Here is a 14,351-nt window from a genome sequence, read left to right on the forward strand (position 1 = left end):
CATCAGCTCCACACGTCAGGGGCGACCCGCACATCGGCGCCCGTCCGCGCCGACTCGCCGATCGCGAGACCCAGCAGGTGATCCTGGCAGGCGTCGGCCAGCGGATAGGGCTCCGCGCCGTCGCCGCAGGCCCATTGCCTGGTGAGCTCGAGCAACGACGCGACGGCGATGTCGTCCTCCGACAGGCGTGTTCCGACCCACGGGTTGCGGTAGACGATCCGCCCCTCGAAGGCGGCGGACACGACGTCGTTGCCTTCGAGGTTCAGGTCGACACCCGTCCGGCGGTAGGTGATCGGCGAGGTGATCACCTCGGTGCCCTCGAACCGGCGCACGGTGTCGTCGGTGAGTTCGCCGTGCGAGCCGCGGAGGACGATGCGCCGCGACAGGATCGGGTTCCACCACTGGTTGTCGACGAAGTCGTACAGGCCCATCCGACCATCGCCGAAGTCGAGTGTCGCAATCGTCGTCGTCCGATCCTTCGGCGAGACGTCGTCCGACCATCCGGCCGGCGTCAGTGGATCGACGAGTGGTGCGGTGAACGTCCGGGCCGACACCGTCGCCTCGGCCATGCCGGCATCCAGGAACGTCCGGATCATCGAGGTCGCGTGGTACAGATGCGTCGACGAGACCTGCACCCCGCCGATGGTTCCGAGCGCCCCCGAGCGCACCAACTCGAGGCGGGCGGCGTGCCCCGGCATGAGCATGTACTGCTCCGCCACCTGCACGAGCCGGCTCGCCCCGACGTCGTGCCACAGCTTCCGCAGGCCGTCGGCATCGGGCGCCGGCGGCGTCTCGGCGAGCACGCGCACTCCACGCTCCACGAGTTCGGTGACGACCCCCGGCATCGCCGGCCAGCTCACGGACGCGATCACGAAGTCTGGTCGCGCCGCGAGCAGGTCGTCGAGCGATCGATGCACCGGCACGTCCCACCCGGCGACTCGGGCAGCCGAGGCATCGGACCGGGCGAGCACGCCCACCGCCTGCAGCCGTTCGGGTGTCGCCGCGGCGATGCGAAGGAAGAACTCCGAACGCCACCCCGTGCCGATGATCGCGAATCGTGTCGGCTCTGCCATGGGACCCCTTCGTCGTGACGCTCCGAAGCGGGGCGCCCCCGGCATCCTTCAGGTATGCCGCACAGGGGTCAACCCCGGTGCCTCACTCGCCGGAGCCGAGCTTGCCGGTCAGCCGGCCGTGGAAGGCGGATGCCGTGTCGTTCAACCCGACGATCGTCACCGCCGTTCCCATCCGCTCGTACTTGTTCACGATGGCGTCGAGAGCGGCGACGGTCGAGGCGTCCCACACGTGCGAGCGGGACATGTCGATCACGACGTTCGCCGGGTCGTCCGGGTACGAGAACTGCGTCGTCAGATCGTTGCTCGAAGCGAAGAACAGCTCGCCGTCGACCGCGTAGTGCGCGGTGGATGCCGCGGCATCCACCGTTCGCGTGACGGTCACGAAGTGCGCGACCCGACGGGCGAACATGATCATCGCTGCGATCACGCCGAGGACGACGCCGATCGCGAGGTTGTGGGTCCAGACGGTCGCGACGACCGTGATGAGCATGACGGCGGTCTCGCTCTTGGGCATCCGGCGGAGCGTCGCGGGGCGGATGCTGTGCCAGTCGAACGTGCCGATGCAGACCATGATCATGACCGCGACGAGGGCGGCCATCGGGATGATCGCCACGACGTCGCCGAGTGCGAGCACGAGGATGAGCAGGAACAGGCCGGCGAGGAACGTCGAGATGCGCGTGCGAGCCGCTGAGGCCTTCACGTTGATCATCGTCTGACCGATCATCGCGCAGCCGCCCATGCCGCCGAAGGCGCCCGACAGGATGTTCGCGGCGCCCTGACCCAGCGATTCGCGGGTCTTCGAGGAGTGCGTGTCGGTGATGTCGTCGACGAGCTTGGCGGTCATGAGCGACTCGAGCAGTCCGACGACGGCCATCGCGAGCGCGAACGGGCCGATGATCTGCAGCGTCTCGAGCGTGAGCGGCACGTTCGGGATGAACAGGGACGGCAGGCTCTCGGGGAGCTCGCCCTGGTCGCCGACGGTCGGGACGTTCCACGCGAAGACGACGACGGCCGCGGTCAGCAGCACGATCGCGACCAGGGGAGCGGGCACGGCTTTGGTGAGCCGCGGCATCGCGTAGAGGATGGCCAGGCCGACGGCGAGCAGCGGCCAGACGAGCCAGGGGATGCCGTCGCCGAACAGCTGCGGCAGCTGGGCGAGGAAGATCAGGATCGCGAGCGCGTTGACGAAGCCGACCATGACGCTGCGGGGGATGAAGCGCATGAGCTTCGCGACGCCCACGAGCCCGAGGACGATCTGGATGACGCCGCCGAGGACGACGGTCGCGATGAAGTAGTCCATCCCGTACTCGCGGACGACGGGCGCGATGACGAGCGCGACGGCGCCGGTCGCCGCGGTGATCATCGCGGGGCGACCGCCGAGGAACGCGATCGCGACGGCCATGATGAACGACGAGAAGAGCCCGACCCGGGGGTCGACGCCCGCGATGATCGAGAACGCGATCGCCTCGGGGATGAGGGCGAGCGCGACGACGAGTCCGGCGAGGACCTCTCGGGTCAGCAGGCGCGGGCTGCGGAGGGCCTGCAGCACCGTCGGTTCGATGCGCGGGCGCACGGGAGTGGTGGTGGTCATGATGACTCCGTCGGGGAGGGAGGGGTGTGCGCAGGCCGATGGCGGCGCGGGAGAATGGAGGGCGCGAAGATCGCGCACGACCAAACCTAACGTAACGTGAGGTTTGCTGTCCACTCGGAGGGAACCGGATGACCGACGACACAATGCGCATCGGCGAGGTCGCCGAGCGGACCGAGCTCTCGTTCCGCACCCTCCGCCACTACGACGAGATCGGCCTGGTCACCCCGTCCGCGCGGACCGACGGCGGCTTCCGTCTCTACACGGAGGGCGACGTCGCCCGCATCCTGCTCATCCGTCGCATGAAGCCGCTCGGCTTCACCCTCGACGAGATGCGGGAACTCCTCGAGGTCGTCGACGCGATGGCGGGCGACGCCGACGACCCGCAGATCCGTGCCCGTCTCGACGGCGTCCGCGCCGAGGCCGCGGCCCGGCGCGAGAAGCTGCGCCGTCAGGTCGAGATGGCCGACGAGTTCCTCGACCAGCTCGAACGGATCTGACGGGTCTCAGACCGCGGTGACCTCGACGACGACCGACTGCTGAGGATTCTGCACGGGCGGACGCAGGCCGACGACGGCGAGCTGACGACCGGTCAGCACGGTGTCGCCGTGCGCCCACTCGAGCGGCGACTGCGCGGGGGTCTCGACGATCCCGCCGGGGGTGACGAGCTGCACCCGGTAGACGCGATCCGCGTCGAGTCCCGGCAGTCGCACGCGGCCCGCCGGCGACGAGATGAGCGTCTGCGTCTGTGTGATCGTGAAGAAGGCGGATGCCGCGTCCTCCGCGACGACCCCGCGGACGTCGAGTCCGGGGTCGGCGACGTCCGCGTTCACCAGGCGGCCCGTGGCGACGAGGGGGCGCACCCGCTTGGCCAGGGCGACCCACGCGCCGACGGTCGCGGCATCCGTCTCGGACAGGGTCGTGACGTCCCATTCGATGCCGAAGTGGCCGAACAGAGCCACGGCGCCGCTGAGGCTGAGCGATACGGTGCGGCCGGTGGAGTGCACGTGCGGGGTGGTGAGGTGCATGCCCATCATCTCTGGCGGGACGACGAGCGCGGTGTAGCGCTGGTTCTCGAGGCGCTCGACGGGGTCGAGGCAGTCGCTCGTCCAGATGCGGTCGGTGCGGTCGAGGATGCCGAGGTCGACGCGCGCGCCGCCCGAGGCGCAGCTCTCGATCTCGAGGCCGGGGTGGGCGGCCTTGAGTTCGTCGATCAGGCGGTAGACGGCGAGGGTCTGCGCATGGACGCGGGCCGCACCGCCGGGGCCGGCGGCGGCGTCGACGAGGTCGCGGTTGTGGTCCCACTTGACGTACGAGATCGGGTACGCGGCGAGAATGTCGGAGATGACCTGGCGGATGTACGCGTACGCCTCGGGGTGCGCGAGGTTCAGCACCTGCTGCTGACGCGCGGACGGCGGTAGGTCGGTGCGCCCGCGGAGGATCCAGTCGGGGTGCGAACGGGCGAGGTCGCTGTCGGGGTTGACCATCTCGGGCTCGAACCAGAGGCCGAACTCCATCCCCTTCGCGACGACGTGGTCGGCGATGGGATGCAGGCCGTCGGGCCAGACGGTGTCGTCGACGTACCAGTCGCCGAGGCCCGCGGTGTCGTCGCGGCGGTGACGGAACCAGCCGTCGTCGAGGACGTAGCGCTCCACGCCGATCTCGGCCGCCGCATCGGCGAGGGCGATGAGCTTGGGCAGGCGGTGGTCGAAGTAGACCGCCTCCCACGTGTTGAGGGTGATCGGCCGGGGGCGGGTCGGGTGCTGAGGGCGTGCTCGCCACTCTTCGTGGAATCGCACCGCGAGCTCGTCGAGGCCGTTTCCCCAGGAGCCGAGCAGTTCGGGCGAGGAGATCTCCTCGCCCTGCGCGAGACGGATCTCGCCGGGCAGGTAGAGCTCGCCCGCCGCGAGGAAGGACTCGCCCGTCGGCATCCGCTCCGCGAAGATCCGGGAGTTGCCGCTCCAGGCGAGGTGCGCGCCGTGCACGGTGCCGCGCTCGAACCCGAACCCGGGCGTCCCGGCGGCCAACAGCAGGGTGAAGTCCGCCCCCGGACGGCCGCGACGCGACTCCCTCACGTGCGTGCCGAACGTGAGCTCATGGCGTTGCGCCGAGCGCTCCCGCAGGTGGCGCCCCGTCGTGTCGAGGATCTCGGTCGCGTCCCACGGCAGCGGCAGCGTCGTGTGCAGGGCCTGCACCGTGTAGACACCCGCACCGTCGTTGCGGACCGTCGTCCGGGCCCGCACGAGACCGGATGCCGTGACCCGCAGCTCGTACCGGGCCGACAGCTGCATCTCGCTGTCCGTGAAGTGCAGCTCGAGGGTGTCCTCGGTCGCCCTCAGGTCGGTCAGCGCGAAGAGGGCGCCGACGTCCTCGCCGTCGCGGTGACCCTCCAGGGTCGGCGTTCCCGCCCAGCCGGATGCCGCGGTTCCGACCACGCCGAGGCGCACCGTGCGGTCGAGCCCGCCCGAGACCCGCTGCAGACGCGAGGCGGTCGCGAGCGAGACGAGCGTCTCGTGCGGCGCATCGCCGAGATCCGCGCCCCAGTGGGCGATGGCCGGGGCGGTGTCGGGCTGCAGGTCGACGACGACGCTGGTGCCGCCGGAACGGAGGTGGACGACGTTCGCGTCGGAGGGAAGAACGGGCATTGCTCAATCCTGGCAGGCGGCATCCGTGAACGTGCACACACCGCACGTCATCCGCCCGTCTGAACGGCCCGGAATGCCCCGGGTGTAGGCGCAGCACAAGGCGCACGGACCACGTCGGCGGTCGCGCTTGTCTTTCTCCCACAACCCAGTTGGTGAACAGTTGGAGGACTCCTACCGTGAATGTCGAACTTCCCTGTCCCGTCGCCCCGACCGGGCGTCCTCAGAAAGGCCAGTGATGACCGACACCGTCGTCCGCTCCTCCACTCCCGCCGCCGACAAGCGCACCCCCGCCGGAGGCGCTCCGACCGCGCCGCACAGCGCCGACGAGGCGCACGAGCCCCGCATCGACATCGACGCCGTGGGCGCGATGCTCCGTGGCACCTGGGGCGAGACCCGCCTGACCGTCCGCGAGCTCCTCAAGGACCCCGCCTACTGGCGCGTCGACGGCCAGAGCGTCGCCGAGCATCGCGAGCGCGTCATGGGTCAGGTCAGGTTGCTGGCGAAGAACAGCGGGTCCACGCGTGCGCTCCCGAAGGAGTACGGCGGCGACGAGGACAACGGTGCCAACCTCGCCGGCTTCGAGGAGCTCGTCGTCGCCGACCCGAGCATGCAGATCAAGGCGGGTGTGCAGTGGGGCCTGTTCGGCTCGGCCGTCCTGCAGCTGGGCACCAAGGAGCACCACGACAGGTGGATCCCCGACATCCGCGACGCCAAGCTCCCCGGCGCCTTCGCCATGACCGAGATCGGCCACGGGTCGGATGTCGCGGCGATCGGCACGACGGCCACGTACGACCCCGAGACCGAAGAGTTCGTCATCCACACCCCGTTCCGCGCGGCGTGGAAGGACTACCTCGGCAACGCCGCCGTCTACGGCCAGGCCGCGACCGTGTTCGCTCAGCTCATCACGAAGGGCGTGAACCACGGCGTGCACTGCTTCTTCGTCCCGATCCGCACGACCGACGGCGAGCTGCTCCCCGGCGTGCAGAGCGAGGACGACGGCGTCAAGGGCGGGCTGAACGGCATCGACAACGGCCGCCTCGCCTTCGATCACGTGCGTGTTCCCCGGACGAACCTGCTCAACCGCTACGGCGACGTCGCTCCCGACGGCACCTACTCGAGCCCGATCGAGAGCACCGGACGCCGCTTCTTCACGATGCTCGGCGCCCTCGTGCAGGGCCGTGTCTCGCTCGACGGCTCGGCCACGATCGCGTCCTCGCTCGCCCTGCACATCGCGCTGACGTACGCCAACCAGCGCCGCCAGTTCGACTCGGGCGCGGGCACCGACGAGGTCGTGCTGCTCGACTACGGCAAGCACCAGCGGCGCCTCCTGCCCCTTCTCGCCCAGAACTACGCGCAATACTTCGCGCACGACGAGCTGCTCCGCACCTTCGACGGCGTCTTCAGCGGCAGAGTCGACACCCCGGCCGAGCGGGAGAACCTCGAGACCCTCGCCGCCGCTCTCAAGCCCCTCAGCACGTGGAACGCCCTGAACACGATCCAGGAGGCCCGCGAGGCCTGCGGCGGGTCGGGCTTCATGGCCGAGAACCGCCTCGTCGGACTCCGCTCGGACCTCGACGTCTACGTGACCTTCGAGGGCGACAACAACGTCCTCCTGCAGCTCGTCGGCAAGCGTCTGCTCGCCGACTTCGCGAAGCAGTTCAAGGGGGCGGATGCCGCCACCCTCGCCAAGTTCGCGGTCGGCCAGACGGCGGGCAACATCTTCCACGGTGCGGGCCTGCGGAGGCTCGGTCAGACTGTCGCCGACTTCGGGTCGACCGCCCGCTCGGTCGAGCTCGGTCTGCGCGCCGAACAGCAGCACGAGCTGCTCGCCGGACGCGTCGAGCAGATGGTCGCCGACATCGCGGGTGCGCTGCGCCCGGCATCCAAGCTGCCCTCCGACAAAGCTGCCGCGCTGTTCAACCAGCACCAGGCCGAGCTCATCGAAGCGGCGCGGGCGCACGGCGAACTGCTGCAGTGGGAGGCGTTCTCGGATGCCGTGAAGGGCACCGAGAACGAGAGCACGCGCCAGGTGCTCACGTGGCTGCGCGACCTCTTCGGTCTGCACCTCATCGAGAAGCACCTCGCGTGGCACCTGATCAACGGGCGCCTGTCGACCCAGCGCGGTGCGGCGGTGTCGAAGTACATCGATCGGCTGTGCGCGCGGCTCCGGCCCCACGCGCAGGACCTCGTCGATGCGTTCGGCTTCGCCCCGGAGCACGTGCGGGCTCCCATCGCGTCGGGCGTCGAGCGTCAGCGTCAGGACGAGGCCCGCGCGCACTACGCGGACCTCGCGGCGCGCGGCGAGGCGCCTATCCCGGAGAAGTCGCTCAAGAAGAAGAAGTGAGCGTCGGAGGCCGTCGGTAGCCTGAGCGCGTGGACATGCGACTCGGGCCCGACGGCCTCCTTCGTTGCGGCTGGGTCGGGGACGACGCCGAGTATCGGAGATACCACGACGAGGAGTGGGGCCGCCCGCTGCGCGGCGATCGCGCTCTCTTCGAGAAGATGAGCCTCGAAGGGTTCCAGGCGGGGCTCTCGTGGATCACGATCCTCCGCAAGCGCCCGCGCTTCCGCGAGGTGTTCGCCGGCTTCGAGCCCGCGACCGTGGCCGCCTTCGACGAGTCCGACGTCGAGCGGCTCATGGGTGACGCGGGCATCATCCGCAATCGGGCGAAGATCCTCGCCACCATCGGCAACGCGCGGCTCGTCACCGAGATGGCCCCCGGCGAGCTCGACGCGTTCATGTGGTCGTTCGCCCCGGCATCCCATCGCCGGCCGTCCTCATTCGCCGAGGTCCCCGCAACGACGACGGAGTCCGACGCGATGTCCCAGGCCCTCCGCAAGAGGGGATTCCGATTCGTCGGCTCCACGACGATGTACGCGCTCATGCAGTCCTCGGGCATGGTCGACGACCACGTCGTCGGATGCCACCGCGCCGCAGACTGACGACGTTGCAGAAGTGGGGAGGAGTCCCCATGGGCGACTCCGCGTCGAATCGGTAGCGTCGATGCCGATCGGGGGTGACGATGAGCGACGTGCAGTTGGACCTGGCGGAGTTGGCCGCAGCCAGGGACCGCGCGATCGCCGCATACGACACCTTCTCGTCGGCGGATGCGGTGAGCGGGGACCTCGCCGACCTCACCGGCGAGGCACGGCTGGCGGGCAAGGTCCGAGACTTCGCGGCGAACTGGGACTACAACCGCGGAAAGCTCGAAGACCAGCTCGTCACCGTCCGCGATCTGCTCACGGCGATCGTCGACTCCTTCACGGAGCTCGACGCAGAGGGGGGACGCCAGCCGTGAGCGCGTTGTCGGTGGAGTTCGAGGACCTCTTCGACGGCCGTCCTGACGACCTCGAGGGTCGGGCTCGGGACCTGGGCCGGACCGCCGAGGCGATCGCCTCGGCGGCACTCGCGCTCCGAAACCTCGTGCAGCAGCAGCACAGTCTGTCGACGGATGCCGCGGGCACTGCCTCGAGCGAGGCTGCCGCCGGACTGCAACGCGCGCAGGATCGATATCAGGGGACATCGACTGCGCTCGTGACCTACGCGGTGGAGTTGGGGGACATCCAGCGCGTGGCGCGCGCGGCCATCGAGGAGGGTGACGCGCACCTCAGTCAGATCCCGCTGCAGGAGGCGGAGATCCACGACCTCGAGAACGCGCTCACGCTCGCCATCGCGAAGGGCGAGTCGACGAGCACCATCGAGGACCGCCTGGGGGAGGCGCGCTCGGCTCTCAGCACCGCGATGGGGGGCGCCGAGGATGCACGACAGGCCCTCAACTCGGCGCGGCGGCGACTGTGGGACGCCGCCGACCGCGCCGGCGAACAGATATCCACGGCGATCGAAGAGGGCGCCGACTCGTTCGGCGACAACTGGAACCAGTTCTGGGAGGGCGTCGGCGAGGTGTTCGCCATCGTCCGGGACTGGGCCGAAGGGGTGCTCGCGGCGATCGTCTTCGAGCTGGCGGAGCTGGTCAGCGCTCTCGTCTCGGCCGCGGTCGTCACGGTGATGATCCTCGTCGGCGTGCTGGTGCTCGGCTTCGTCTACCTGACGCTGGGCGGCGCGGGCCTGCTCCTGCTCATCGCTCTCGTCTCGGCATCCCTCATATCGATGGCGATCCGCGAGCTCATGGCGTCACCGGTCGTGCAGCGCACGGACCGCTTCGAGGTGTCCGACGACCTCGAAGCCCGCGACTACCGCGACCTGTTCGGCGAACTGGCCGCGCAGGACGGTGCCGGCGGCGAGGAGTACACCGAAATCCGGGTCGTCGCGGTGCGTGACGGATCCGGCGAGATCGTCGCCTGGCGTGTCCAGCTGCCGAGCACACAGCAGTGGTCGCCCTCCAACACCGACGGAGCGCTCAACGACCTCCGCACCGACGTGATGCTGTCGATGTTCCCCGAGCTGCAGACGCAGTACGAGCAGGCGGCCTGGCAGGCGATGACGGATGCCGGTGTCTTCCAGAGCGACGCCCCGATCATGTTCGCCGGGTGGTCGCTGGGCGGGATGATGGCGGGCGAGATGGCGACGGATCCGCGGGTGTCGGACCGTGTCGAGTCCGTCGTGACGGCAGGCTCGGCGATCGACAAGCACTACAGCGACATGCCTCCCGACGTCCGTGTGACGCAGTTCAACAACGGCATCGATCCGGTGCACACGCTCGAGTTCTTCGGGCTCGGCATCGAGGACTACGTCCGGCTGGACCAGGACTGGCAGACGTACCGGCCTCTCAGCTGGCCGATGCACGATGCCACGATGTACGGCGATGCCGCCGAGCGGTATCTGCCCGAACCACGGCCCGGGGACGACATCTTCTTCGCGGGTGCGGGAGACTCGGGCAGCGAAGAGGTCTACGTCGCCGAGTACACCCGAGGATCGTGAGGTTCGCATGCCCCGTCAGCGCCGCCCCCTGACCGTGTTCACCGTCGCCGAGTACACCCGAGGATCGTGAGGTTCGCATGCCCCGTCAGCGCCGCCCCCTGACCGTGTTCACCGTCGCGGCGATCACGCTCTGCGCCGGAGCGCTCGGCCTCTCCGGATGCGCCGCATCCGCGGACCCCGACACCGCGGGACTCGAAAGCGAGCTCGCGTCGGTCGGGGGAGTCAACGGTGCGTTCGTGTGGACGACGCATCCGAACGCACCGTGGGTAACCCGCGTGCAGGTGATGCTGTTCCTCGACGACCCCTCGGATGCCGGAGTCGTCGACGCCGTGCGCGCCGCCGCCCCCGTCCTGGCGGCCGATGATGCCGTCGCCGACGCGGATGCCGTGGCGCTGACGTTCATCGACGGCCAGCGAGGCGACTACACGGCCCGCGGTGAGGCGAACCGCGACGTCATCGGCCTCGCGCCCGAGATCGCGACCACCCTCGGTGTGACCGATGCCGGCAAGCGTCAGCTGCTCGTCTCGCCGGACGAACTGCGGGCGCTCGCCGGCACGGAGTGAGCGTGATGGCACGGCTGGCCTTCGCTCTGCCGGGGACCTGGCTCGCGATCGATCCGCGAGACGAAGAAGCATCCTTCGACCGAGTGGATGCCGCGGTCCGCGACGTCGTGGGAGTCGCGGACGATGCCGCCGCGGCCCGTCGGCGGCTGCGCGATCAGCTCCGGACTGTGGTCGGGTCGGCCCGGGCGTCGGATGCGCAGGGCGTCTTCCTCTGCCTCGAGGTCGCGCCGGGGGTGCGGTTGCCCGCGACGCTTACGGTGCACGCGCCCTCGGCGATGTCCATGACCCCCGCGATCGGCACCGCGTCGGCCGCCGTGCTCGACACCCTTCATCGCAGCCTCCAGACGCTGGAGGTGGCGGGGATCGACACCGCCGTTCGCGTACCGGCGCCCGACGGGGGAGCGCTGCGGATCCACCGGCGGGTCGACGAGACGGTCGACGGCGCGCCCGTCGAGGCGCCGCCCGTCGAGACGCCAGTGCAGCGGCTCGAGGTCGATTACTGGTTCGCCGTCCCCGGCTCCAAGCGCGTCGTGCTCGCGAGCTTCGCGGCGCCGCTCGGCCACCTGCACGACGCGATGCTGAACCTTTTCGACTCGATCGCCGCGGCCGCGAGGTTCGAGTCCGGCGCGCCGAGTCTTGCCCCGTGAGGTCTGCTCCCGGGATCATGTGGAGACGGCGACCGGGAGGCAGACATGACGGGGTACGAGATCACCGAGATCGGCGGGCTCGACCAGTGGCGCGACCACTTCGGCGGCTTCGCGCCGGCGCGCTCGCGTGACGGTCGACGCGTCGTCGATCACGAGCTGGCGATGCAGTACATCGGGTTGACCGCCAACGCCCTCGAACCGGGGGAGCAGGCCGGCTACTGGCACACCCACTCCGAGGTCGAGGAGCTCTACGTCTTCCTCCAGGGTCGGGGTCAGATGGGACTCGACGACGACCTCGTCGAGGTCGGTCCAGGCTCCGTCGTCCGGGTCGGCCAGGGCGTGTGGCGCACGTGGCGCGCCCACCCCGAGAGCCCCGGTCAGCTCCGCTGGCTGTGCATCCGCGCCGGCGGGGAGGAGCTCCCCGAGGTGCCGTCGGATTCGACGCGGGCCGAGCGGCCGATGCCGTGGTCCGCGCCGGAGGCGTGAGCCGTGGCATCCGATCGTCACGTCGCGGACGCGCACGACGTCATCCGCGTCGTCGGGGCGCGTGAGAACAACCTCAAGGACGTCGACGTCGAGATCCCCAAGCGACGCCTGACGGTGTTCACCGGGGTGAGCGGCTCGGGCAAGTCCTCGCTCGTGTTCGGCACGATCGCCGTCGAGTCCCAGCGCCTCATCAACGAGACGTACCCGACCTTCGTGCAGCAGTTCATGGCGCAGCTGAGCCGCCCCGACGTCGACGGACTCGAGAACATCAGTCCCGCGATCATCGTCGACCAGGAGCGCATGGGGGCCAACGCGCGGTCGACGGTCGGCACCGTGACCGACGCCTACGCCATGCTCCGCCTGCTCTTCAGCCGCCTCGGCGAGCCGCACATCGGATCGCCGCAGGCCTTCTCGTTCAACATCCCCTCCGCGCCGGGATCCGACACCGTCACCGGTGGCATGTGCCCGCGCTGCGAGGGGCTCGGCGAGGTGAGCGACGTCGACCTCGACGAACTCTTCGACAGCTCGAAGTCCCTGTCGGAAGGCGCGATCACCGTGCCCGGCTACAACGTGGACGGCTGGATGGTGCGCATCTTCACCGAGTCCGGGTTCCTGGATGCCGCCAAACCGATCGCGTCGTATTCGCCACAGGAGCGCGCGGACTTCCTCTACAAGGAGCCCACCAAGGTGAAGCTCCAGAACATGAACATGACCTACGAGGGTCTCGTTCCGAAGATCACGAAGTCGTTCCTGCAGAAGGATCGCGAGGCTCTGCAGCCGCACGTCCGTGCGTTCGTCGATCGGGCGGTCAAGTTCCTGCCGTGCCCGGAGTGCGGCGGCAGCCGTCTCAACGCCGGCGCCCGCTCGTCGAAGATCGGTGGGGTCCACATCGCCGAGGTCTCCGCGATGCAGATCACCGATCTGTCGGCCTGGCTCGACAGCGTCGACCCGACGGGTCGGTCCGCTGCTGTCGTCGCTCAAACGGGTCATCGCCTCGTTCATCGACATCGGCCTCGGCTACCTGTCGCTCGACCGCTCGTCGGGGACGCTGTCGGGCGGCGAGGCGCAGCGCACGAAGATGATCCGTCATCTCGGTTCCGCGCTGACCGACGTGACCTATGTCTTCGACGAGCCCACCGCGGGCCTTCACCCGCACGACATCCAGCGGATGAACGCCCTGCTCCTGCTGCTGCGCGACAAGGGCAACACCGTGCTCGTCGTCGAGCACAAGCCCGAGGTCATCGCGATCGCCGACCACGTCGTCGACCTGGGACCGCAGGCGGGCTCGCGCGGCGGGCAGATCATGTACAAGGGGGATGTCGCGGGTCTCCGCGCCTCGGACACGCTCACGGGCCGGCACCTCGACCACCGCGCGGCGCTGAAATCGAGCACGCGCACCGCGACCGGCTCGCTGCCGATCTGCGGTGCGACCCAGCACAACCTCACGGGCGTCGACGTCGACATCCCGCTCGGCGTGCTGACCGTCGTCACGGGTGTCGCCGGCTCGGGCAAGTCGTCCCTCATCCACGGGAACGTCCCCGCGTTCGATGACGTCGTCGTCGTCGACCAATCGCCCATCAAGGGTTCGCGCCGGTCGAGCCCCGCGACGTACACCGGCGTGCTCGACGCGATCCGGACCGCGTTCGCCAAGGCCAACGGCGTGAAGGCCTCGCTGTTCAGCGCGAACTCCGAGGGCGCCTGCCCCGCGTGCAAGGGGCTCGGCGTGATCATCACGAACCTCGGCTACACCCAGAGCGTCGAGACGCGCTGCGAGGTGTGCGACGGCTCCGGGTTCAGCGACGCCGTCCTGGAGTACACCCTCGACGGCAAGAACATCGCCGAGGTCCTCGCGATGTCGGCCGAGGAGGCCCACGGCTTCACGACGGGGTCGGCCAAGACGACGCTCGCCCGGATGGTCGACGTCGGCCTCGGCTACATCACGCTCGGTCAGGCGCTCAACACCCTCTCCGGAGGCGAGCGCCAGCGGCTGAAGCTCGCGATCGCCATGGCGAAGAAGGGGGCGGTGTATGTCCTCGACGAGCCGACCACGGGTCTGCACCTCGCCGACGTCGACAACCTGCTGTCGCTTCTCGACCGATTGGTGGATGCCGGCAACTCCGTCATCGTCATCGAGCACCATCAGGCGGTCATGGCGCACGCCGACCACCTCATCGACCTCGGTCCGGGCGCGGGACGGGACGGCGGACGGGTCGTGTTCGAAGGGACGCCGGCGGCACTGGTGAAGGAGCGGTCGACGCTGACGGGAGAGCACCTCGCACGGTACGTCGGCGCGGTCTGAACCGCCTCGGCACGGCCGAACCCACGAGCATAGATGGGGAGAACTCCCCACGTCACGCGCTCGCCCGATATTCGTCTCTCGCTTAGTCTTTATGGCGTCCACACGCCGTGGCAGTCGGTCTTCTCACCGGCCGCCACGGTTCTGCATGCATGACTGCCTCGGGGGAAGTCA

At 69.5% G+C, this 14,351-nt stretch carries 11 protein-coding genes and 1 pseudogene; 9 read left to right on the forward strand and 3 right to left on the reverse strand.

Annotation, left to right across the window (positions count from 1 at the left end; translation table 11 throughout):
* Positions 1–2 precede the first annotated feature (2 nt).
* Complete coding sequence (locus H286_RS0107995; protein ID WP_020097724.1) at positions 3–1,073, reverse strand: Gfo/Idh/MocA family protein; 1,071 nt, start codon at positions 1,071–1,073, stop codon at positions 3–5.
* A gap of 82 nt (positions 1,074–1,155) precedes the next feature.
* Positions 1,156–2,664: a SulP family inorganic anion transporter gene (locus H286_RS0108000; protein WP_020097725.1), complete on the reverse strand. Its 1,509-nt coding sequence runs from the start codon at positions 2,662–2,664 to the stop codon at positions 1,156–1,158.
* A 128-nt stretch (positions 2,665–2,792) separates the two neighbouring features.
* Between H286_RS0108000 and H286_RS0108005 the strand changes: the two genes are divergently transcribed.
* Positions 2,793–3,161 carry a MerR family transcriptional regulator gene (locus H286_RS0108005; protein ID WP_020097726.1) on the forward strand — a complete coding sequence of 123 codons (369 nt, stop codon included), beginning with the start codon at positions 2,793–2,795 and terminating at the stop codon, positions 3,159–3,161.
* A 6-nt stretch (positions 3,162–3,167) separates the two neighbouring features.
* On the opposite strand, the gene H286_RS0108010 is transcribed toward H286_RS0108005, so the two are convergent.
* Positions 3,168–5,306 carry an alpha-galactosidase gene (locus tag H286_RS0108010; RefSeq protein WP_020097727.1) on the reverse strand — a complete coding sequence of 713 codons (2,139 nt, stop codon included), beginning with the start codon at positions 5,304–5,306 and terminating at the stop codon, positions 3,168–3,170.
* Positions 5,307–5,541: 235 nt separating this feature from the next.
* Here H286_RS0108010 and H286_RS0108015 point away from each other — a divergent pair, with 235 nt between their 5' ends.
* From H286_RS0108015 to H286_RS14525, 8 genes and pseudogenes are all read left to right on the forward strand, one after another.
* Complete coding sequence (locus tag H286_RS0108015) at positions 5,542–7,650, forward strand: acyl-CoA dehydrogenase family protein (protein WP_020097728.1); 2,109 nt, start codon at positions 5,542–5,544, stop codon at positions 7,648–7,650.
* A gap of 35 nt (positions 7,651–7,685) precedes the next feature.
* A complete protein-coding gene (locus H286_RS0108020) occupies positions 7,686–8,249 on the forward strand; it encodes a DNA-3-methyladenine glycosylase I (RefSeq protein ID WP_036324347.1) in 564 nt (187 codons plus the stop codon).
* A gap of 80 nt (positions 8,250–8,329) precedes the next feature.
* Entirely contained in the window at positions 8,330–8,605 is a 276-nt protein-coding gene (locus H286_RS0108025; RefSeq protein ID WP_231370917.1) for a hypothetical protein, read from the forward strand.
* Entirely contained in the window at positions 8,602–10,185 is a 1,584-nt protein-coding gene (locus H286_RS0108030; protein ID WP_020097730.1) for a hypothetical protein, read from the forward strand. Before H286_RS0108025 ends, H286_RS0108030 begins: the two co-directional genes overlap by 4 nt.
* A gap of 77 nt (positions 10,186–10,262) precedes the next feature.
* Entirely contained in the window at positions 10,263–10,748 is a 486-nt protein-coding gene (locus H286_RS0108035; protein ID WP_020097731.1) for a hypothetical protein, read from the forward strand.
* 5 nt (positions 10,749–10,753) lie between these two features.
* On the forward strand, positions 10,754–11,395 hold the full coding sequence (locus tag H286_RS0108040) for a hypothetical protein (protein ID WP_020097732.1): 642 nt from the start codon (positions 10,754–10,756) through the stop codon (positions 11,393–11,395).
* Positions 11,396–11,440: 45 nt separating this feature from the next.
* Positions 11,441–11,881: a cupin domain-containing protein gene (locus H286_RS0108045; RefSeq protein WP_020097733.1), complete on the forward strand. Its 441-nt coding sequence runs from the start codon at positions 11,441–11,443 to the stop codon at positions 11,879–11,881.
* Positions 11,882–11,884: 3 nt separating this feature from the next.
* Positions 11,885–14,180: pseudogene (locus H286_RS14525) on the forward strand (ATP-binding cassette domain-containing protein).
* Positions 14,181–14,351: the final 171 nt, after the last annotated feature.

It is taken from the genome of Microbacterium sp. 11MF (assembly GCF_000383475.1).
GTDB lineage: Bacteria > Actinomycetota > Actinomycetes > Actinomycetales > Microbacteriaceae > Microbacterium > Microbacterium aquilitoris.

Bases quoted from the DNA above. Each gene is read 5' to 3' on its own strand.
- H286_RS0108010 (WP_020097727.1), bottom strand. From the start codon at position 5,306: ATGCCCGTTCTTCCCTCCGACGCGAACGTCGTCCACCTCCGTTCCGGC.
- H286_RS0108005 (WP_020097726.1), top strand. From the start codon at position 2,793: ATGACCGACGACACAATGCGCATCGGCGAGGTCGCCGAGCGGACCGAG.
- H286_RS0108000 (WP_020097725.1), bottom strand. From the start codon at position 2,664: ATGACCACCACCACTCCCGTGCGCCCGCGCATCGAACCGACGGTGCTG.
- H286_RS0107995 (WP_020097724.1), bottom strand. From the start codon at position 1,073: ATGGCAGAGCCGACACGATTCGCGATCATCGGCACGGGGTGGCGTTCG.
- H286_RS0108015 (WP_020097728.1), top strand. From the start codon at position 5,542: ATGACCGACACCGTCGTCCGCTCCTCCACTCCCGCCGCCGACAAGCGC.
- H286_RS0108025 (WP_231370917.1), top strand. From the start codon at position 8,330: ATGAGCGACGTGCAGTTGGACCTGGCGGAGTTGGCCGCAGCCAGGGAC.
- H286_RS0108035 (WP_020097731.1), top strand. From the start codon at position 10,263: ATGCCCCGTCAGCGCCGCCCCCTGACCGTGTTCACCGTCGCGGCGATC.
- H286_RS0108045 (WP_020097733.1), top strand. From the start codon at position 11,441: ATGACGGGGTACGAGATCACCGAGATCGGCGGGCTCGACCAGTGGCGC.
- H286_RS0108040 (WP_020097732.1), top strand. From the start codon at position 10,754: ATGGCACGGCTGGCCTTCGCTCTGCCGGGGACCTGGCTCGCGATCGAT.
- H286_RS0108020 (WP_036324347.1), top strand. From the start codon at position 7,686: ATGCGACTCGGGCCCGACGGCCTCCTTCGTTGCGGCTGGGTCGGGGAC.